General features: G+C 37.3%; 22 protein-coding genes. 15 read left to right on the forward strand and 7 right to left on the reverse strand.

The window, feature by feature from the left end:
• Positions 1-18: 18 nt before the first annotated feature.
• Entirely contained in the window at positions 19-1,458 is a 1,440-nt protein-coding gene (locus SOLCA_RS12485; RefSeq protein WP_014680814.1) for an aminotransferase-like domain-containing protein, read from the reverse strand.
• Between the two features lie 95 nt (positions 1,459-1,553).
• On the opposite strand from SOLCA_RS12485, the gene SOLCA_RS12490 reads away from it, so the two are divergent.
• Positions 1,554-2,456, forward strand: a complete 903-nt coding sequence (locus tag SOLCA_RS12490) for a DMT family transporter (protein ID WP_014680815.1) — start codon at positions 1,554-1,556, stop codon at positions 2,454-2,456.
• Positions 2,456-2,923: a GNAT family N-acetyltransferase gene (locus tag SOLCA_RS12495; RefSeq protein WP_014680816.1), complete on the forward strand. Its 468-nt coding sequence runs from the start codon at positions 2,456-2,458 to the stop codon at positions 2,921-2,923. The genes SOLCA_RS12490 and SOLCA_RS12495 overlap by 1 nt, the downstream gene beginning before the upstream one ends.
• A gap of 239 nt (positions 2,924-3,162) precedes the next feature.
• Here SOLCA_RS12495 and SOLCA_RS12500 read toward each other — a convergent pair whose 3' ends face one another.
• The gene (locus tag SOLCA_RS12500) at positions 3,163-3,990 is read right to left on the reverse strand and encodes an ion transporter (RefSeq protein WP_014680817.1); all 828 of its coding nucleotides are present in this window, start codon (positions 3,988-3,990) and stop codon (positions 3,163-3,165) included.
• A 146-nt stretch (positions 3,991-4,136) separates the two neighbouring features.
• On the opposite strand from SOLCA_RS12500, the gene SOLCA_RS12505 reads away from it, so the two are divergent.
• From SOLCA_RS12505 to SOLCA_RS12525, 5 genes are all read left to right on the forward strand, one after another.
• Positions 4,137-4,763, forward strand: a complete 627-nt coding sequence (locus SOLCA_RS12505; RefSeq protein WP_014680818.1) for an ABC transporter ATP-binding protein — start codon at positions 4,137-4,139, stop codon at positions 4,761-4,763.
• Positions 4,764-4,846: 83 nt separating this feature from the next.
• A complete protein-coding gene (locus SOLCA_RS12510) occupies positions 4,847-6,172 on the forward strand; it encodes an ABC transporter permease (RefSeq protein WP_014680819.1) in 1,326 nt (441 codons plus the stop codon).
• A 95-nt stretch (positions 6,173-6,267) separates the two neighbouring features.
• Positions 6,268-6,735 (forward strand): hypothetical protein, encoded by a 468-nt coding sequence (locus SOLCA_RS12515; protein WP_157604568.1) that lies wholly within the window; start codon positions 6,268-6,270, stop codon positions 6,733-6,735.
• 30 nt (positions 6,736-6,765) lie between these two features.
• Positions 6,766-7,353 (forward strand): hypothetical protein, encoded by a 588-nt coding sequence (locus SOLCA_RS22410; RefSeq protein ID WP_014680821.1) that lies wholly within the window; start codon positions 6,766-6,768, stop codon positions 7,351-7,353.
• Position 7,354: 1 nt separating this feature from the next.
• The gene (locus SOLCA_RS12525; protein ID WP_042479764.1) at positions 7,355-7,795 is read left to right on the forward strand and encodes a hypothetical protein; all 441 of its coding nucleotides are present in this window, start codon (positions 7,355-7,357) and stop codon (positions 7,793-7,795) included.
• A 99-nt stretch (positions 7,796-7,894) separates the two neighbouring features.
• On the opposite strand, the gene SOLCA_RS23195 is transcribed toward SOLCA_RS12525, so the two are convergent.
• The 3 genes from SOLCA_RS23195 to SOLCA_RS12540 form a co-directional block, all read right to left on the reverse strand.
• Positions 7,895-8,596 (reverse strand): hypothetical protein, encoded by a 702-nt coding sequence (locus tag SOLCA_RS23195; RefSeq protein WP_014680823.1) that lies wholly within the window; start codon positions 8,594-8,596, stop codon positions 7,895-7,897.
• A 118-nt stretch (positions 8,597-8,714) separates the two neighbouring features.
• Complete coding sequence (locus SOLCA_RS12535; RefSeq protein ID WP_014680824.1) at positions 8,715-9,569, reverse strand: hypothetical protein; 855 nt, start codon at positions 9,567-9,569, stop codon at positions 8,715-8,717.
• 75 nt (positions 9,570-9,644) lie between these two features.
• A complete protein-coding gene (locus SOLCA_RS12540; protein ID WP_014680825.1) occupies positions 9,645-10,088 on the reverse strand; it encodes a DUF2147 domain-containing protein in 444 nt (147 codons plus the stop codon).
• A gap of 89 nt (positions 10,089-10,177) precedes the next feature.
• Here SOLCA_RS12540 and SOLCA_RS12545 point away from each other — a divergent pair, with 89 nt between their 5' ends.
• Both SOLCA_RS12545 and SOLCA_RS12550 read left to right on the forward strand, forming a co-directional pair.
• On the forward strand, positions 10,178-10,732 hold the full coding sequence (locus tag SOLCA_RS12545) for a glutathione peroxidase (protein ID WP_014680826.1): 555 nt from the start codon (positions 10,178-10,180) through the stop codon (positions 10,730-10,732).
• Positions 10,733-10,887: 155 nt separating this feature from the next.
• Entirely contained in the window at positions 10,888-11,592 is a 705-nt protein-coding gene (locus SOLCA_RS12550; protein ID WP_014680827.1) for an MIP/aquaporin family protein, read from the forward strand.
• Between the two features lie 48 nt (positions 11,593-11,640).
• Here the strand turns inward: SOLCA_RS12550 and rpoN are convergent, their stop codons facing one another.
• Positions 11,641-13,119, reverse strand: a complete 1,479-nt coding sequence (gene rpoN / locus SOLCA_RS12555) for an RNA polymerase factor sigma-54 (protein ID WP_014680828.1) — start codon at positions 13,117-13,119, stop codon at positions 11,641-11,643.
• A 357-nt stretch (positions 13,120-13,476) separates the two neighbouring features.
• Between rpoN and mscL the strand changes: the two genes are divergently transcribed.
• The 6 genes from mscL to pflA all read left to right on the forward strand — a co-directional run bounded on the left by mscL (position 13,477) and on the right by pflA (position 20,324).
• Positions 13,477-13,890, forward strand: a complete 414-nt coding sequence (gene mscL, locus SOLCA_RS12560; RefSeq protein ID WP_014680829.1) for a large-conductance mechanosensitive channel protein MscL — start codon at positions 13,477-13,479, stop codon at positions 13,888-13,890.
• A 73-nt stretch (positions 13,891-13,963) separates the two neighbouring features.
• Positions 13,964-14,443 (forward strand): group II truncated hemoglobin, encoded by a 480-nt coding sequence (locus SOLCA_RS12565; protein WP_014680830.1) that lies wholly within the window; start codon positions 13,964-13,966, stop codon positions 14,441-14,443.
• Positions 14,444-14,585: 142 nt separating this feature from the next.
• Positions 14,586-15,515, forward strand: a complete 930-nt coding sequence (locus SOLCA_RS12570; protein WP_014680831.1) for a DUF3078 domain-containing protein — start codon at positions 14,586-14,588, stop codon at positions 15,513-15,515.
• Between the two features lie 424 nt (positions 15,516-15,939).
• Complete coding sequence (locus SOLCA_RS12575; RefSeq protein ID WP_014680832.1) at positions 15,940-17,130, forward strand: L-lactate MFS transporter; 1,191 nt, start codon at positions 15,940-15,942, stop codon at positions 17,128-17,130.
• Positions 17,131-17,224: 94 nt separating this feature from the next.
• Positions 17,225-19,459 (forward strand): formate C-acetyltransferase, encoded by a 2,235-nt coding sequence (gene pflB / locus SOLCA_RS12580; protein WP_014680833.1) that lies wholly within the window; start codon positions 17,225-17,227, stop codon positions 19,457-19,459.
• Between the two features lie 82 nt (positions 19,460-19,541).
• Complete coding sequence (gene pflA, locus SOLCA_RS12585; protein WP_014680834.1) at positions 19,542-20,324, forward strand: pyruvate formate-lyase-activating protein; 783 nt, start codon at positions 19,542-19,544, stop codon at positions 20,322-20,324.
• Between the two features lie 3 nt (positions 20,325-20,327).
• Here pflA and SOLCA_RS12590 read toward each other — a convergent pair whose 3' ends face one another.
• Positions 20,328-21,215 (reverse strand): ChaN family lipoprotein, encoded by an 888-nt coding sequence (locus tag SOLCA_RS12590; protein ID WP_014680835.1) that lies wholly within the window; start codon positions 21,213-21,215, stop codon positions 20,328-20,330.
• Positions 21,216-21,225 lie beyond the last annotated feature (10 nt).

Here is a 21,225-nt window from a genome sequence, read left to right on the forward strand (position 1 = left end):
AAAAGATAAGGAAAAAGTTTACATCATTTCATTTGCCAAATTGCCAACCACTTCAATCGCATGTTCTACTTGCTGATCAAACGGATAACAACATCCTATTCTGACAAAATGCTGGTGACGTTTTTGAGCCGAAAAAATTGATCCCGGTAAAATTGCCACACCATTTTCTATTGACTTTCGCTGTAATTCAACAGCGTCTAAGTTGGGCGGTAATTCAATCCATAGCACATGACCTCCATGAGGATCCGTGACTTTGGTTCCGGTTGGAAAATACCTGAATATGGCCTCTCGGTATTTTCGCATTTGAATATGATAAGTAAGTCGTAAACCCTTCAGGTGGTTATTATAGCGGCCATTTTCAAGAAAATGAGCAACCGCCTGCTGCATAAGTGAAGGGGCTGCTATATTGGTCATAAATTTTAATCGCTCAACTTTTTCTTTATAACGGCCGGGGGCAGTCCATCCTACGCGCATTCCGGGAGCAATGGTTTTAGAAAATGAAGAGCATAATAAAACTAACCCCTCTTTATCAAATGTCTTTGCGTTCTTAGGCCGATTCTTCCCAAAATAGAGGTCGCCAAGGATATCGTCCTCAATCAAAGGAATCTGACGTTTTGCAAGTAATTTAACCAGACGTTCTTTATCAACATCAGACGTGCAACTTCCCAACGGATTATTAAAATTCAACGTAAACAAACAAGCCGCTATTTTCGTTTTGCCCAACGCTTTTTCCAACTCATCCAAATCAATTCCTTTCTCAGGATGTGTGGCTATTTCCAAAACCTTCATCCCCAAACTTTCAATAGTTTGCAACACACCATAATAAGTTGGCGATTCAATTGCAATGGTATCGCCCTGATTGGCTACCGCACGTAAACAGAGATTTACAGCTTCTAAACAACCATTGGTAATAATGATTTCATCGGGAGACAATGAACCTTGCCAGTTTAGCGACAAACGCGCTATTTGTCGTAAGAGATTTTCATTTCCCGGTGGAAACTCATATTGAAATGAATTGCCCTTATTAGTCCTCAAAACAGCTTGAATAGACTTATTGAGTTTCGCAACAGGCAACATTTCAATCGAAGGTCCGGCAATGGTAAGGTCTATAAATGTGCCTTTATGGGTGGTCTTCACAAAATCCGACACTAAACTATCTACCCGAACATTGATAGGCATTTTCCAGGTAGTGGTTGCTGCGGGTTGTGCTGCTACCCGTTTATAAGGTTTTCGCACATAATAACCTGAACGCGGCCGCGCTTCAATTAAGCCTTTTTTTTCCAGCAGGTAATATGCCTGAAACACTGTCGACATACTTATTTTTTGCTCACGGCTTAAGGTGCGAACAGATGGCATTTTATCTCCTGTTTTTAAAACTTCCTGCTCAATAAGCCGTTGAATATTGAAAGCAATTTTTTCAAAAAGCGTTTCTTTGACGAGTAACACGTTTTCTTGCATGACACCAAACTGATATGGTCAAAAATACAAAAACTGAATCTGTTTTGTTTTTAATTTTTTCTTGACTTTTGTAATGAAGGAAACAGAATATCTAAATGCAGAATAATAATACCAAAGCCTATATCGCCCTTGCCATTATTTGTGTAACATGGGGAACCACCTTTTTAGCAACTCGAGTGGGCATTCAATCGATACCACCGATTTTGTTTGGAGCTATTCGCCAAACAACTGCTGCAGCGTTCTTCTTTACGGTGTTCTTTTTCAAGGATGGAAGATTACCTGCCTGGAAAGACATGCGAATGCAGGTGTTGGCGGGGATGTTAATGATTGCTTTGGGAAATGGTGTTGTTGCCTGGGGGGTTAAATATGTTAGCAGTGGATTAGCCACCATTATTTGTTCGATGATGCCGATCTGGGTTATTATTATTAATCTTTTTACCAATGGCAGTGAAAAGTTGAACTGGAAAATCGGATTAGGCACGCTACTGGGATTTGTTGGTTTGGCATTAATCTTCAGTGATCATCTTGCCGACTTTGAAAACCGCGACTATCTGTTTGGTATTATTGTAATTGTTTTTGCAAGTATTTCATGGACAGTAGGAACAATGATTGCGAAAAAGAACTATAGTGAGAAGGTAAGTCCTTTTTTATCGTCGGGTATTCAGACATTAACAGGTGGCCTTATGCTGTTTCTGGTTAGTCCTTTCCTTGATGATTATAGCTATTTAAGGTTTGACCAAAGCGGCTTGTTGGCTTTAGCGTACCTGGTTATTTTGGGTTCGGCTGTTTCATACACCTGTTATAGTTATGCACTATCCAAGCTTCCTACCTCGGTAGTGGCTATGTATGCCTATATAAATCCGGTTATTGCAGTTATTATGGGCTGGCTCATTTTAGATGAAAAACTGAACAGCATTATTGGTGTTTCTGCTGCAATAATATTATCAGGATTGTATTTAGTGAACCAAGGTTTTAAAACTCAAAAAGTAACTGCGTAATGGAAACGATGATCGTAAATATTATTGACTACACGCCTGCTCATCAGGCTGCTTTTGAAGCGCTCAATAGTGCGTGGATTGAGAAATATTTTTACCTGGAGCCTATCGACAAAGAGGTTTTACGTAACCCCGAAGAACATATTTATGCTCATGGTGGCGTTATTATCATGGCCGAGATTGATAAGCAATCGGTTGGAACGGTTGCTTTGAAACGGGTTGATGATCATGTGTTTGAAATGACTAAAATGGCGGTAGACGAAAAATATCAGGGACATCATATTGGGTGGCAGTTAGGCCAGGCTGTTTTACAAAAAGCCAAAGAGATGAATGCTCAAAAAGTGATACTTTATTCTAACCGGAAATTAGCTCCGGCTATAAGCATGTATCATAAACTAGGCTTCGTTGAAGTTGAATTGGAAAAAGGTTTGTATGTGCGGTCAGATATTAAAATGGAGATTACCATATAGTATATAATTAAACCATATAAGACATATAAGGACATTGAAGGTATACGACTTAAACTTATAGGTCGTATAATTAATAAACCATATAAGACATATAAGAACATTAAGATATAACGACTTAGACTTACATGATCTTATATGTCTTATATGGTTTAAATATTTTTGGACATTGAAGATTATAACCCTTTAGACACTTACATGATCTTATATGTCTTATATGGTTTAAACCCTTATATGGTTAATCACAATTCACTTCCACAAAACTTGCAATACTTTGCATCCACTTCATGGCCTTCCTTATTACAATTTCCACAAACTCTTTTCTCCCCTAACTTATTCCGGTTTCTGAACGCCATTTCAGTTGTCACAATTCCTGTTGGAACAGCAATGATTGCATAACCACAAAGCATCAGCATTGTTGCCAATAATTTACCCACGGCTGTTGCCGGAGAAATATCACCGTAACCAACCGTTGTAATAGTTACTACTGCCCAATAAATACTTTGCGGAATGCTGGTAAACCCATTCTCTCCTCCTTCAATCAGGTACATTAATGAACCTATAATGATGGTGAGGATGATAACAAACAACATGAAAATACTAATCTTACGTAAACTGGCGTAGATGGCTGAAATCAAGAAACGACTTTCATCCATAAAATGCCAAAGTTTAAAAATTCGGAAAATCCTTAACAGTCGTAGAGCTCTAACTACCAACAAATATTGAGAACCTACAACAAAAAAACTGATATAAGTAGGCACAATTGCTACCAAATCAATTATTCCTATAGAACTTACTGCATACGCCATTGGCTTTCGAATGCAGATTAATCGTAGAATGTATTCTATAGTAAATAAAATGGTGAAGAACCATTCAAAACTGTAAAGTAAATTGCCATATTTCTGATGAATACCCGGAACACTATCCAACATCACCACTACAACACTTAAACAAATAGCAATCAGCAAACAAACATCAAACAACTTTCCCTTAAAAGTTCCCGATTCGTAAATAATTTCATGAAGTTCGTATTGCCAGTTTTTGAGTGTTCTCTTATTTTCAGGGAGCATAGTGAGATATAGAATTGCCGTAAATTTATTGTTTATTTATGTTATTTCAATCAATCTATCCGCTAACACCTAACAAGCTAGTTACAAAGCCCGATTGGTTTATTCAGGATTTGATCGCTATTTTCGGAACATAATCAAGCATTGCAATGATCAGCATACAATCAGTTAAACAACAGTATAACGGCTCTGTACAAATTGACTTCCGCAATTGGGAAATTAACTCCGGAGAGCATTGGCTTATGTTGGGAGGCTCGGGAACAGGCAAAACTACTTTATTACACATCATCAGTGGTTTGTTAAAGCCTACTAGTGGAAGCGTTAATATTGAAGGTACCGACCTCTATAATTTGAGAGGAGCCGAACTTGATCATTTTAGAGGAAAAAATATTGGTGTTATTTTTCAGCAACCACACCTGATAAAAAACCTTTCATTGTTAAACAATGTAATGGCAGCGCAGTATTTCGCCGGATTACCGCAAGATAAAAAACGGGCATTGACAGTGCTAGATTCTCTTGACTTGGTCGCTAAAGCCAAATCAATGCCTTCCGAATTAAGCCAGGGACAAATGCAGCGAGTGGCAATTGCACGTGCAATGATTAATCATCCTAAAATTGTTATTGCAGATGAGCCGACATCAAGTTTGGATGATGCAAATACGGAAGCCGTTTTAAAATTATTGGAAGAACAGGCTGATTATAATAACGCAACATTAATTATTGCCACACATGATGAACGTGTAAAAAAACGTTTCGAGAAGCAATATGTACTTTGAGAGTTTGGGAATTTGTGAATCAGATAATTTGAGCATAATAATTCAACAATCCGAAACTCGTAACCTGAAACCCTTAATTAAAAATGAATCTTATCAAGCTAAGCTGGTACAATCTTAAAGCCAATATACTCTCTACTCTATTAAATGTGCTGCTGTTATCTTTTGGTATTGGCATCATTGCATTATTAATGTTGGTTTCAGATCAAATTGGAAAGAAACTGGAAAACAACTCAAAGGGAATTGACGTTGTTGTGGGTGCAAAAGGGAGTCCTTTACAGCTTATTTTATCAAGCATTTATCATATTGATTTTCCTACAGGTAATATAAAACTTTCGGAAGCAGAAGCAATTATGCGCAATCCGTCTGTTAAAATGGCTGTTCCTGTTGGCTTGGGTGATAGTTTTGAACAGTTTCGAATTGTAGGAACCAATCCCAAATTTGCTGAATTATATGAATTAAAGCTTGCCCAGGGCAAACCATTCGACAGCTTGTTTGAAGTTAATATTGGTGCTAATGTAGCCCGTGTAAAACATTTAAAAGTTGGCGATACGTTTCATGGCTCACACGGCTTAAGTGCAGGTGGAGAAGAACACCATGAACATGATTATAAGGTTACAGGAATTTTTGAAGAAAATGGATCAGTGGCGGATAATCTTGTTTTAACTTCAATGGAAAGTATTTGGGGAATGCACGAGTCGGTAGAAACGGCTGATCATGATGCGCACGGACACAAGCAAGGTGAAATTGAAACCGCTAAAAAAGATACAGAAGAGGTCGACGAGATGAAATTGGTTCACGATCAGTTTCATGGTGAAGCCCCATTAACACAAACACCAACACCACACTCGGATGAACCGGAAACTGACGATCATGAAATCACAGCTTTATTGATCAAATACCGATCTCCAGTAAGTGTAGTTACTTTCCCTCGATTTATAAATAATGAAACCAATATGCAGGCCGCCTCTCCTGCACAGGAAAGTGCACGATTATTCTCACTTATCGGTGTTGGCGTAAACGCTTTACAATGGTTCGCAGGCTTAATAATTGTTATTTCAATATTTAGTGTATTCATCAGTCTTTACAATTCATTAAAAGACAGAAAATATGATCTGGCTATTATCAGGACAATTGGAGCTTCCCGTTCTAAAGTATTCCTTTTAATCATCACTGAAGGCTTGCTTTTAGCAGCAATTGCCACAGTTATTGGCTTGTTGTGGTCGCACGGAGCGTTGGAAATCATTGGGAAATATCAGGATGCCGAACAAACTAAGTTAACAGGTTTAGCGTTTGTAAAGGATGAATATAAATTAATAGCCGGAGGATTGATCATCGGATTGATTGCTTCTGTTATCCCAGCGATACAAGCATACAAAACAGATATTTCAAAAACATTGGCAGAGAATTAAATCAGTCCATAGTCAATTGACCATAGACCATAGCTAAAACTGGATAAAAATACCATGGACTATCGACTATGGACCATGGACTCAATCAAACTAAAATGACAAAAAAGAACATATTCACACTCACTTTCATTGCAGCGGTAACAATTGCCAGCTTATCTGCTAAAGCCCAAAAAGCGGAGCGACCGCCAGAGCATTTGGCAATAAAATCAGCTAGCTGGGATATCATAAATGATCTTAGCTATAAGATGGATAAAAGCGGCGATTTTGCACCTGTGTTCAGTGATCGGCTTAAAGATGCCAATGGCAAACTGATGGAGCTAAAAGGTTATATTGTTCCTTTTAAAATGGGAGCAAAACATAAGAATTTCGCGATATCCGTATTACCCATCAGTCAATGTTATTTTTGTGGTACCGGAAATATACCTCCAATGGTAGAAGTGATCATGAAAGATGCGTTGCCTTATACAGATAAGATCATTACTGTTAAAGGGAAGATAAAGCTAAATGCTGATGATTCCACACATATGGAAATCATTCTGGAGCAAGCCGAACAAGTAGATTAAACGGTTAAAGATTTAATAGTGCCGTTAAACATGAACTTTTTAGAACAACTGAAGAAAAATAAGTCTGTATTCCTGTATCTACTAGGGTTACTGGTCATACTCCTTTTGTTTTCAAAAGTGCAATGCAGTTCAATGGGCGAAAACACTTCACCTATTGCCGCATCTTACAATAAAACAATAAGTGAAATTCCTGTTCCGAGAGACACTGCTGCTCTACCAGCACACGAACTCCATAATTTGATTACAAGTGAAATCTGGACAAAAATAGCCTCGTTAAAGTACCGGACTGATACAATTGATGGACAACTATGGCATATTCCTATTTTTACTCCGGAAATTAAAGCATTGGAAGGATCAATTATTCAACTGAAAGGTTATCTAATTCCATTACAACCGGGAAAGTTCCAGCAACATTTCCTTATTTCTGTTTTACCATTTAGTCAATGTTACTATTGTGGTAAATCTGCAGGAATACCGGAAATGGTTGAAGTTGAAATGAATAGTCCGATTAATTATACAGATAAAGTGATTACCGTTAGTGGCATACTCCAGTTAAATGAGTTGGATGAAGAACATTATGCGCTTCGCTTGGTAGGTACGGAGTATATCGAAAAGTAAAATGAAAAAGCTATTAATCCTGACTACCTTACTTTCAAGCAGCTTTATGGTAAAGGCACAACATGTATCTGACATGATTAAATCTCCTGTTTGGGATATCATCGGAACATTGAAAATAAATACCGTTAACCAAAGCAAACAGGTGGCTGTATTTCCCCCACAACTTAAATCTCTTGATAATAAGAATGTCACTCTACAAGGTTATATAATTCCTACAGAAGAAGGGATTAAGCACAAACGATTCCTGCTTTCGACATTGCCTATTAACCAGTGTTATTATTGCGGTAAAAATGGGATTCCGATTATGATTGAGGTGGAAATGGGAGAAGCCATCGATTTCACTTATAAACCGGTAATGATTGCAGGCATATTAAAACTTAACTATGCCAATGCAGCTGAAAATATTCCAATTTCATTAGAAAAAGCGAGCCAGTTAAACTAACTGGCTCGCTTGCTTACTAATTAAAGTTGTTTATAATGTTATCCCGGTTGCAATCAACATTAAAGTATCAGCAACCAGTCTTACCCTCAATAAAACACGTTAATCTTTTAACACCAGTTTATACTCGCGTTTAAAGCTTTTAGGATTCAAATCCTCTAATTCAAAATGATCGGGGTTCTTCACAAACTTTTTAAAGGCTTCTACAGCTTCTACAGTAGTTATGTCAGAAGGTAAATAAATACCTGAGAACTTAACGTTATTAACAAGTGTTTTAAAACTGTGATTAAATTCATAATCGCCTCCGTACGTTAAGGCAATACGGCCATTCCATTGAATGTTAAAACTACCATCTGTATTTCTGTCGGCAAAATTAATCTCATGTTCAGCGCAGGTATCATGTCCTAACAGGTAAATATGGAAAGCAAGCTCATCGTCACTCCAGTCGTCAGGCAATATATTTACACCTTCGGGCAGTTTATCAGCAGTTAAAACAGTAGAGGTAAGTGAATCAAAATCTAACAGCGTATTTTCGGTCGCTATTAATACCCCTCCATTATCCCAATTAGTCGAAGATAGTGTACATTTATGGTAATTACTCCAAACGCCTTTTGAAGTCCAGTCTGATTCAGGATCACTTACATCAGTGCTGTTATCTTCAGCGTAGTAATTTTCAGTTTCAAGATGGAAGTCAAAATAAATCCCTTGACTAGGATCTAAGCGGCCGGACCACACAAATTTCTTTATCGTATGTCCTTTTGGGTAAGGATTCCCTTCAAAAAATATTCTGTTTACAGTTTCCATATTAAAGCAGAGCGTTAGCTATGTGAAATTATTAAAGATTTATGATATTGCTGCTAATAACAAGGCAAATGCATGTCTGCATTTGCCCGTCATTAAAATGAATTTTATAAAGTAGCATTTAATTTCTGGCAGTTTGCGGGGATCCGACGGTGATCATAATACCAATGATCCGTGTTGGAAGTGGTAAACGATCAAGATTCATTTTACGGTACCAACGTTTTGGTATGTCAGATGTGTCCATTACAAAATCTATCCCTTCCCGATTACGTACTATTAAATTTTCTTCCTCCCAACGCGACTCCAGGAAACCATATGCCAGAATCAAATCATCCAGCATCATTCCCACTTTGATGTCGCGTTCCGTTTTGAAGTAAACATTCTTTGCCACAATTTGCCTGATGCTACAGATCGAATCACCGTCGCATTCAGGGTTAATCAACAAAAACTGGCTCGATTTATCTGCAGCTGTAACCTGGTATTGTTCGTATTTATCTTTTGCATCATATACATACACACGATACACGCGATCCTTGGGGAACAACTTTTTGATCGTATCAATCCGCATCCCCAATTTTAATATCCCTACCGAATTCGGCTTGATAAGATCGGGGGCCAATTTAACTACAACCGGTTTCACAGGTGTTTTCTTTGGGTCGACCACAGTTTTACCATCAGGGGTCTTCTTTCCCGCAGCAGCAGCCGTTTTCTGATTAACGGCCGTTTTACCTTTTGCTTTTGATAATGAATCAACCGGTTTAACTGCTTTTTTAGCAGAATCTTGTACAGCTGGCTTCTTAGCAACTCCTGTTTTCTGAGAAGCAGTAGAAGTAGTTTTACCCGTTGATGTAGATTTAGTATCCTTTTTTACCTGAGCAAATGCAGGACCTACACCCAATAACATTACCAGCAAAAAAATTGGCAACACACTATATAACCCTTTCACTTTCATTGCAACACCTTGCTCAAAAACCATTCCTTATATTTACCATTAATTACAAATTACGGCTAAAAAAAGTAATCCTTATTCTTTTTGGCTATAATTTTTGATTTAGTTAGTACGTGTCCAAACGTCGGTTCTTCCAATTATAGAAACACCAATGAAACCACGTACGTTTAAATTGTTCTTATCTTTTAGGGTTAACTTACAATCATAAGTTTTTCCGCTTTTAGGATCATAAATTGTTCCTTCCGACCACTTCTCATCAGACGTATCATATTTAAACGACTTTAAAATCTCAAGTCCGTTTATTGTACGTTTCTTTAAGTTATCATCTGGGTTTTTATCGTCTTTTTTATCCTGTCCTTGTTCATTTTTAGGATTTTTTAACCAGATAATCTTTCCGAAATATTCATTTCCCTTTTTAAAAATCTGAATTTTTGCGTCTTTATCTTTATTAAACCACGTTCCGTTAATAGCATCGGCTCCACTTTGAGCAAAACTTGCTACCGAAAAAAAGCAGGCAACAAGTGTAAATAACAATAGTTTCTTCATAAAAATATTTCAGTAAATCGATTATGTTTTACAAAACTATAATAAAACGCGAGTGTTATGTAATTTTACCACAAAACGTATAAAGTAATATGCAAACGCTATTTATCATTATGACCTTATTCTTTGGAGCCTGTAACAGCCAGGTTGTTAGCAACGATGGCAATACTCCTCCAAAAACCAGTTTTTACGACTTGAAATTTACTTCCATTGATGAAGAGCCGATAAATTTCAGCAAATATAAAGGTAAAAAACTGCTGATTGTTAATACAGCATCAGAATGTGGCTACACGCCTCAGTATGCAGATCTTGAAAAATTAAACGAAGAGTATGGCGATAAGATTGTAATCCTTGGATTTCCGGCGAACAATTTCGGTGGACAAGAACCTGGTTCAAATACTGAAATCAAAGGTTTTTGTAAGAAAAATTATGGGGTTACTTTTCAGATGTTTGAAAAATCATCAGTTAAAGGTGACGACAAGAATGTGGTTTATCAATGGTTAACTGATAAAAATAAAAATGGATGGAATGATCAGGAACCTACCTGGAACTTCTGTAAATACCTAATCAATGAAAATGGGGAACTGGTGAAATTTTTCCCCTCTAAAATTAAACCTACTGACCAGCAGATTCTTTCTTTATTATAAGAAATAGCACATACAACAAAGCCGCTTAAGTTTTTTAAGCGGCTTTTGTCTTTAGTAGAAATTTTGATGTGCCCATTACAGTCAATTACTTTTTCTTGTATGTAAAAAATTTATACCTTAAGTTATCCAATTTAACAATTTATCTTAGTGTATCTATGACTGCATACTTGTATGAATTTATCGGAACAGCAATTTTAATCTTATTAGGCAATGGTGTTGTTGCAAATGTACTATTAGCAAAATCGAAAGGTCAAAACGGAGGATGGATTGTTATCACCTTTGGTTGGGCGATCGCCGTTTTTGTAGCGGTAATTGTAAGTAGCAAAAACAGTGGAGCGCATTTGAATCCGGCTGTTAGCATTGGGTTGGCTATGGCAGGTAAATTTTCATGGCAGCTTGTACCAGCTTATGTATTGGCACAAATTTCAGGAGCATTTGCAGGTGCCGTATTGGTTTGGCTTACCTACAAAAAGCATTATGATGAAACCACCGAAGCCGGGTTAATTGAAGCTACTTTTTGTACCGCACCAGCTATTCCACATACCATCAATAATCTGTTTACTGAAATTGTTGGCACATTTGTCCTAATCTTTACCATACTATACCTAGCCTCTCCACAAGTTGGAATAGGTTCTGTTGATGCTTTACCAGTAAGTCTTGTTGTTTTAGGAATTGGTTTATCGCTCGGCGGACCTACAGGTTATGCTATTAATCCTGCCCGCGACTTTGGCCCTCGTTTAGCACATGCTTTTCTTCCTATTAACCATAAAGGAATGAACAACTGGAACTATTGCTGGATCCCTATTATCGGACCCATTATAGGCTCAATACTTGCCGCACTGGTTTTTAAAGGATTATAAAAAAAGCCTGAAAGATTTACTTTCAGGCTTTTTAATCGTTAATTTAACTTATAATTCTTTTCGTAACCTGGCTACCGGAATGTTCATTTGCTCCCGGTATTTCGCCACCGTTCTACGAGCAATATTATATCCTTTATCTTTTAAGATTTCTGCCAGTTTCTCATCAGCCAATGGACGGCGCTTATCCTCATTGCCAATGCAATCTTCCAAAATTTTCTTTACCTCACGGTTAGAAACCTCTTCCCCACTTTCAGTTTGTATTGCTTCTGAGAAAAATGATTTTAACAAAAAGGTACCAAATTCAGTTTGAACATACTTGCTGTTAGCCACACGCGAAACGGTTGAAATATCCATTCCGATCTGATCAGCAATATCTTTCAAAATCATTGGCTTCAGTTTACGCTCATCCCCTTCCAGAAAATAATCATATTGATAATGCATAATAGCATTCATCGTTTTGATGAGTGTTTGCTGACGCTGCTTTATTGCATCAATAAACCATTTTGCTGAATCAAGTTTTTGTTTTACAAACTGTACGGCTTCTTTCAGCTTTTTATCTTTATTGGTTTGCTTATCGTAGGTCTGAAACATTTCCTTATAATCACGACTTACGCGCAATTCGGGAGCATTTCTTGAATTTAGGGTTAGTACAAGTACTCCGTCGTTGTTTGCTATATGAAAATCAGGAATAACTTGCATTTGCTTTGAGTTCCCGTCGGCATTTGAATCACCTGGTTTTGGATTTAACTTCAGAATCTCATTAACAGCCATTTTTAATTCTTCTGAAGAAATATTTAATGACCGTTCCAGTTTTTCGTAATGCTTCTTGGTAAACTCATCAAGGTAATTTTCTACAATCTCGGTTGCAAGATGTACGATTCGATTATCCTGATCTTTCTTTCGCAACTGGATTAATAAACATTCTTGCAGATCACGGGCACCGATACCTGGTGGATCAAAACTTTGAATGATTTTCAGCATTGCCTCAATCTCTTCTTCAGTGGCATCAATATTTTGAGAAAAAGCAAGATCATCTGTCAGTGAAATAATCGGGCGACGCAAATAACCGTCGTCATCCAGACTACCAATTATTTGCTGTGCGATCAGAAAATTACGATCTTCCAGCTCTACTAAACTTAATTGGAACTGAAGTAATTCAAAGAAAGAACGACTTTCTGCATAAGGCAGCTCTTTTTTATCATCCTCATCCTCTCCGTCATAAGCTAAAGAGGTGGCGTAATCCTTTTCACCGTCATCTTGCAAATAATCTTCTATACTAAACTCTTCTGATGACGATTCATTTTCAGATTCGTTATAATCATCACTATTATCATCATCAAAATTGTATTCGTCCTTTTCTTCGTTATGCGAAATTAAGCTAACATCCTCTAAAGCAGGGTTTTCCTCTAACTCCTCCTTAATTCTCGTGTCAAGCATCACAGTTGGTATCTGCAAAAGCTTAATAAATTGTAGCTGTTGCGGCGATAATTTCTGTAATAACTTTTGCTGTAGGTTCTGTTTTAGCATTATTCAGGCCTTTGGTTTTTGACAAATGTAAATGTAAAAAACGGAAATTTCTTAAAATTCCCGACGTTCTGCACGTGTATTGTTTTAAAACATTGCATCCTAATAACAAAAAATGCGTCAAAAAATTTCCTTTTGGCAATTTTTGGTAGAAAAGTTGCTTATACTTTGAAAAACAGCATTTTATTTAAAAAAAACACACAATACAACTACTTAAATTTGGTTCAGTTTTAAAATACACAATTTCTGGTATTCTACACACCTTGGATTTTTTTACTCAATAAATTTTCTGTTTGATAATATGTTTAAAGAATCATAAATTCAAGTAAATAATGGAAAGTAAACTTTGAATTAATTGTTATGAGCTTTATTAAAGAATTTAAAGAATTTGCCATGAGAGGCAATGTCATCGATCTGGCTGTCGGTGTTGTTATTGGTGGTGCATTTGGCAAAATTGTTACTTCACTGGTTGATGACATTATTATGCCTCCAATTGGTTATTTAATCGGTGGATTTGATTTTAAAGCCTTTAAAATAACCCTTAAAGAAGCAGTAGTTGATGCTGCAGGAAAAGTAACACCGGAAGTAGCTATAAATCTTGGCAATTTTATCCAGGTACTTATTCAATTTGTAATAATTGCATTTGCTATCTTTATCGCAATAAAAGCAATTAATACCTTAAAGAAAAAAGAAGAAGCTGCTGCAGCTCCCACACCTCCTACCGAGGCTTTGTTAGCGGAGATCAGAGATCTTCTGAAGAACAGACCACTTTAGTAAATCGATATATGGCGCCAACTGTTTTAAGTTGGCGTTTTTTGTATATTAAACTTTTATTTAACCAAACTACATGAAAAGTATTCCAACATTATATGAATGGGTGGGCGGAAACGATGCGCTTGAAAAATTAACCGAAGTATTTTATGATAAGGTTTTAAAAGATGACCTTTTATATCCCGTATTCAAAAATATGTCGGGCAATCACAGTAAACATGTTGCCCATTTCATAGCCGAAGTATTTGGAGGCCCTTCTTTATATACTCAGGGTGATAAAGGCAGTCATGCAACGATGGTTGCACATCATCTCGGAAAAATGCTTGATGAACAAAAAAGACAACGCTGGATACAATTGCTATTGCAAAGTGCAGATGAGATTGAATTAGCTAATGATCCGGAGTTCAGGTCTGCCTTGGTTGCTTACCTGGAATGGGGAAGCAGAATAGCCGTTATTAATTCAACCACTACTGAAAATCCTGTTAATGAAAATGAACCTATGCCATCATGGGGATGGGGAGAAACCAAAGGACCTTACATTCCGGATACCGATTAATTTTATTTTCAGACAAAACAACCTATATATAACATTATCAACCAAACATTTAAAACTAATAAAATACCTACTGTATTTCGCTTTTCTCTACGGATTTCATAACAAAAATAGGCTTCCAGTTTTTTTATCTTATTTTTGCGGCATGAGAAAACCGACCGTTTTATTAACTATCGTTTTACTTTTTTGCCTTAAAGCTTTCTCACAAGATGTGGATTCGACCCGCAAATGGACTTTAGGAGGAACCAATACTTTTCAGTTTAGCCAGGCAAGTTTTAGTAACTGGGCAGCCGGAGGACAAAACTCCCTTACCTTTATTACCGCATTCAAGGCTTTTGCCAAAAGAAACACGCCCAAAAATGATTGGGAAACTATTTTTGATGCTGCATTTGGTACGCAACGCTTAGAAGATAACGATTACAGAAAAACAGAGGACCGCTTTGAGCTTAACTCAAAATATGGTATTAAAGCCTCAGATAAATTGTATGCCACCTTCCTGATGTCGTTAAGAAGTCAGTTTTTAGTGGGCTACAAATTTGCGGCAGATGGCTCAAGCACCAAGGTTTCTAATTTCTTAGCTCCCGGGTATTTAACTGCTTCTTTTGGTTTGGACTATAAGCCTTACCAGGGTTTATCGTTATATATATCTCCTTTTGGTTCGAGGACAACAATGGTATTTGATCAAGATCTGGCTGATCAGGGTGCATATGGTGTTAAACCTGCTGATACGGCTAACGGACAAATCTTAAAACATGGAAGCAACATATTTCAGCAAGTGGGTTTAAATGCAAGTTTCCGTTATGATGGAAAACTGTTTGAAAATGTAAAACTAACCACCAAGCTCGATCTCTTTAGTACGTACGAAAATTTAAATGCAATGGACGTTTATTGGGAAGCTTTGTTTGATTGTAAGATCAATCGTTTTCTTACAGCAAATTTGTCTACCGGTTTGATATATGATCAAAAAGTCATGATCAAAAAACCTGAATACGTTAACGGTGTTCTAACAGATGTTTCTCGTCCCAGGGTTCAGTTTAAAGAAATTATAAGTTTAGGGGTTAAGTTCAGCTATTAAATTTTACTGGCTGTTAGTATTAGTTGTTAACCGTTAGCCATTAGAAATTAACTGAAATTACCAGTTCAATAAGATATCCCTATCTATAGGTAATAATAGTAATTAGCCGTTAGCTATTGGAAATTAACTGAAGTTATCAATTCAATAAGATATCCCTATCGGGACACTGGATCGGTAACAATACCTTGTTTGCACTATGTCTATAGCCCTTATGGGCTAAACAACAGCGCAAAAAGCTTCTTTTATAATCGAGGCATTACCGATCTTATACTCCAATGGATTATCATTTAGAACTAACAACTTAGCTTAATTAAAGTTATCAGGTTTTTAGTTTCATTAACTATTTGAAGTTCATAAAATATGAGCATAATCAACTTTCATTGTAGCTACAGCACCTATATTTGCCTCGCTCAAAAAATGAATTATGTTGAAAAGGAATAAATGGTTGATTGCATTGGCCGGAATGATGTTACAGCTATCAATTGGTTCAGTGTATGCGTATAGCGTTTGGATAAAACCAATAAACCTATCAAACGGATGGGATGCACATCAATTGAAACTAGCATTTAGTTTAGCCATTTGTTTTCTCGGGCTTACCGCTGCATTTATGGGCAAGTTCGTTCAAAAGATAGGTCCACAAAAAGCAGGTTTATTAGGCGCTATATTTTGGGGAGCCGGTTTATTAGGAAGCGGTTTTGCTGCTTCACAAGGTTCTTTACCTTTATTTTACTTCTTTTATGGTATAATCAGTGGTATCGGTTTAGGGTTCGGTTATATAACGCCGGTTTCAGTAGTTGTTAAATGGTTTACAGAAAAACCGGGATTCGCGAGCGGACTTGTCATTATGTCTTTTGCTGCTGGTTCCATTATTGCTTCCAAAATAATTCCATCGCTTGCCGCAACATATGGAGTTCCTAATGCTTTTTACATTTTAGGCATCACCTATTTCATATTGATGCTTTTAGCATCCATTTATCTTACTTTACCTGAAACTACAGTCAACAGTAGCTCAAATACAACAACAGTAAAACTTTCAGAACTTTTATCAGACCTTCGTTTTTATAGCCTTTGGCTAATGTTGTTTTTTAATACTACCTGCGGCATTGCCTTAATCGCTATTGCTGCACCAATGGCTAAAGATATCATCCACATAAATGATGCAGCAGCTATTACTTTTGTGGCAACAATAGGATTGTTCAATGGGCTTGGGCGACTTATCTGGTCGAGCATTTCAGATAAAATTGGCCGTTGGAATACCTTTATGGCTTTTTTCCTGATAGGAGCTATTTGTTTCCTTGTACTGAGTAATACACAAACTTCATTCATATTTCAGGTAACTGTATTTATTATCATCAGTTGTTATGGTGGAGCCTTTGCAACCATGCCTGCTTTTGTAAAAGATATTTATGGTACAGATAAGGTTGGTTCAGTGTTAGGCTATGTATTAACAGCTTGGTCAGCAGCTGCCTTTGCAGGTCCGTGGTTAATTACTGTTACCACCAACTATTCAATGATTTTTTACCTATTCGCAGGTTTATTAATCTTAATTGCAGCAATTAGCTTACTGGTTAAGAGTAAGTTACAAAACAAAATTGCCGTTTTAGTCATAAGCTAAGTGTAATTTTTACACATTATATGATTATAGTCATAATTTCAGAAAAATCGACAAGTTACCTTTGTGCTACGCAAACAAATTAAAATTGATTAACATGAAAGCGGATGTCGAAAAAGTTCCATTTACATCTGGCGAATGGAATACCAGCCTAAATGTTTACAACTTTGTTGTAAAAAATATTACTTCTTATACCGGAGATTCGTCTTTTTTAGTAGGACCATCCATTAAGACTACTTACTTATGGAATATCTGTCAAGATACCTTACGCAAAGAGAGAGAGAATGACGGCTGTCTGGGTATTGATACGGAAACTATTTCCACTATGACAGCTTTCAAACCTGGTTTCATCAACAAAGAAAATGAAGTAATTGTTGGGTTACAAACCGATGAATTGCTAAAAAGAGCAATGAAACCATTTGGAGGCATCAAATTGGTTGAATCAGCAGTAAAAGAAAGAGGCCTGAAGGTTTCTGACCGTGTTATAGATGTTTTCAACTATGCAAAAAACCATAATGAAAAGGTATTTGATGCATACGATCAGGAAATCAGAACTTTTCGCTCTAAACATATACTTACAGGTTTACCTGACAATTATGCACGTGGTCGTATTATCGGCGACTTCCGCAGAGTAGCACTTTATGGTATCGATCAGCTTATCAAATTCAAATGGGCTGATTATGATAAAGTTTCAGGTGAAATGACTGAACATAAAGTTCGTCTGCGTGAAGAAATTTCATTGCAGATATCAGCCCTTAAAGACATGCTTTTAATGGCTTCTGAATATGGGTATGATATCTCTCGCCCTGCTGAAACAGCACAAGAGGCCGTTCAATGGGTTTATTTTGCATACCTGGCAGCTGTTAAGGAGCAGGATGGTGCTGCAATGTCATTAGGTAATGTATCCTCATTCCTTGACATCTTTATTGAAAGAGACCTTGAAGCCGGCTTAATGACCGAAAGTGAAGCGCAAGAACTGATCGATCAATTTGTGATGAAACTTCGCATGGTTCGTCATTTACGTCCTGCAGCTTATGATGAGATTTTTGGTGGCGACCCTACCTGGGTAACTGAATGTATCGGCGGTCAGCTTCATGACGGAAGAACAAAAGTTACCAAAACTTCCTATCGTTTCCTTCAAACACTATATAACCTTGGTGCATCTCCTGAACCTAACTTAACTGTTTTATGGTCAGAACAATTGCCTGAAAGTTTTAAACGTTTCTGCGCACAGGTTTCAATTGATACTTCATCGATCCAGTATGAAAACGACGACTTAATGCGTCCTAACAGAGGATCTGATGATTACGGAATTGCATGTTGTGTTTCACATCAGGAAATCGGAAAATCTATTCAGCATTTTGGTGCACGCGCCAACCTGCCTAAAGCATTACTGATTGCCCTTAACGGTGGTCGTGAAGAACACGGAGGAACTCAGGTACTAAAAGATATACCTCAGATCGACGAAGGTGTATTAGATTACGATATCGTTCTGGATCTTTTCAAACGCAGTATGAAAGAGCTGGCCCGCGTATATAGCAAAGCCATGTATATCATTCACTATATGCATGATAAGTACTATTACGAAAGAGCTCAGATGTCTTTGATCGATACCGATCCGCATATTGATATTGCCTATGGGGCAGCTGGTATTTCGATTATTGCAGACTCTTTATCAGCCATCAAATATGCAAAAGTAACTGCTATACGTAATGTAAAAGGTCTGACTACAGGATTCAACATCGAAGGCGATTTCCCTAAATATGGTAACGATGATGATCGTGTAGATACTATCGCTCAGGAAATCACTTCTTACTTTATCGGTGAATTAAGAAAACACAAAGCATATAAAAATGCCACTCCTACCCTTTCATTATTAACCATTACATCCAATGTGATGTATGGAACTAATACAGGAGCAACACCTGATGGCCGTGATAATGGGGAGTCATTTGCACCGGGTGCTAATCCAATGCACGGAAGGGATTGCAGTGGTGCTATTGCATCATTAAACTCTGTTGCAAAACTAAACTATAATGATGCGCAGGATGGAATCTCAAACACCTTCTCAATGATCCCTAAATCATTAGGAGACACAAGAGGTGAACAGATCAACAACCTGGTAAATACGATGGAGGGTTATTTCAAACAGATGGCTCATCATTTAAATGTAAATGTACTTAACCGCGAAACATTGATGGATGCATACGAACATCCAGAAAACTATCCGCAATTAACGATCAGGGTTTCTGGTTATGCGGTTAACTTCGTAAGGTTATCAAGGGCGCACCAGTTAGAGGTAATTGCCCGTACATTCCACGAGAATATGTAACAACCAATATATGTATTATAAATAAAGTCGGGCCATTCCATGGCCTGACTTTTTCTTGTTAACCAATTTTGTAAATTTAACCATGTACTTTCCACTACAGGATATAGAGGCGGCCAAGTTAAACAAGGATGACCCTGAACACTTAAGGATTCATTCACTCGAAACCTTTGGCACACATGATGGCCCCGGCATCAGAATGGTCGTATTTGTTCAAGGCTGCCAGTTCAGATGTGTTTATTGTCAAAACCCTGACACATTAGATGTAACAGGTGGCACATTGGTAACAATTGAAGAATTGGTAAAAAGGGCGGTTCGCCAGCGTAATTATTTCGGCAAAGAAGGCGGCGTTACCGTTTCAGGTGGTGAGCCCTTACTACAAAGGAGTAAACTCACAGATTTCTTTCTTTTATTACATGAAGAGGGAATAAATACCTGTTTGGATACCAACGGACGATTAAATAATAAAGAGGTACACGAGCTGCTTGCTTATACTGATTTGTTACTGCTGGATGTAAAGCATATTAATAATGAAATTCATCACCGACTAACAGGTTTAACTAATAAAAACACACTGGGACTTGCTGAATACCGTGAATCTACAGGTAAACGTATGTGGTTAAGGTATGTACTGGTTCCAGGATGGACAGATCAGCCGGAACACCTTGAAGAATGGGGACAACATTTCGCCAATTATAAAACAGTTGAACGTGTTGAAATCATACCGTTTCATCAACTGGGAGCACATAAGTGGGAGTTGCTTAACATGAACTATCCATTAAAGGATACTCTACCTCCAACCGCAGAGAGTAAAAAGCAAGCATTGGATATATTTCAGAAGTACTTTAAAAATGTAATTCTGAAATAACGTTTAAAACGTTCGTTTTACGCTTGGGTCAGTAACTATAATAAAATCGGCCAATTGGCTAAATTTAGTAAAGTCAGGGTTCTTAAATGAATCATCTGAGAAGCAGCTTATTGTTGTGACTTTTAACCCGGCCTTCTTTAATCGATAGCAAACACCAAGGCATTCGTCAGAATGAAATCGGCCGTTTAACTGTAGTACTTTAAATTCTTTATTTTTAACAATAAATGATGTGATTACATCAGCCATTGATGCGTCCCAAAGATTTTGAGACTGGTATATCTGCATGCCAGGCATATTATGACCGCCTAATGTTTTCAGAAACTTATGGTAATAAGCCCCAGAAAGCGTATCAATTGGTAATGGAGGCAGGAATGTTTTAGATTGATCATTCAGTTCACTTAATGAAGCTAATCCGAGGCGAGTTACCCGGTTTACGTAACGCGATGGGGCATTAGCAGCGATAACAGGAATGGTATTCTTTTTAGCAAACTCAATTAAAGGTTTATAATCCGCATAGTTTTTCCAGGGACGAGCGTCATTCATGAAGTTTTTCTCCCTTATCATATTAGTTAAATATTCATTTATTACAGGCTGAATATCACGCTCAAACATTTCCAGAGATAAGGCAACTTTACCCTTTGACTGAAGAAATAGCTTTTCTAATACAGCCAGCTGAAGTACATGTCCCACTGAATCATTATGTTCTTCTCCAAACACAATTACTTGTGCTTTAATTAACTGTGCAGCCAGTTCATCAATCGTTAGCTGTTTATTTTCTGCTGATGAATAGATTTTGTACGGCAATCCTTTTGTTTGAGCACGACTTACAGCACTAAGCAATTGCACACAAAAACACACAACGGCTATTTTAATCAACAATGAGTAGTTCATATGTAAAGAA

Origin of the sequence: Solitalea canadensis DSM 3403 (genome assembly GCF_000242635.2) — a bacterium.
GTDB classification, from domain to species: domain Bacteria; phylum Bacteroidota; class Bacteroidia; order Sphingobacteriales; family Sphingobacteriaceae; genus Solitalea; species Solitalea canadensis.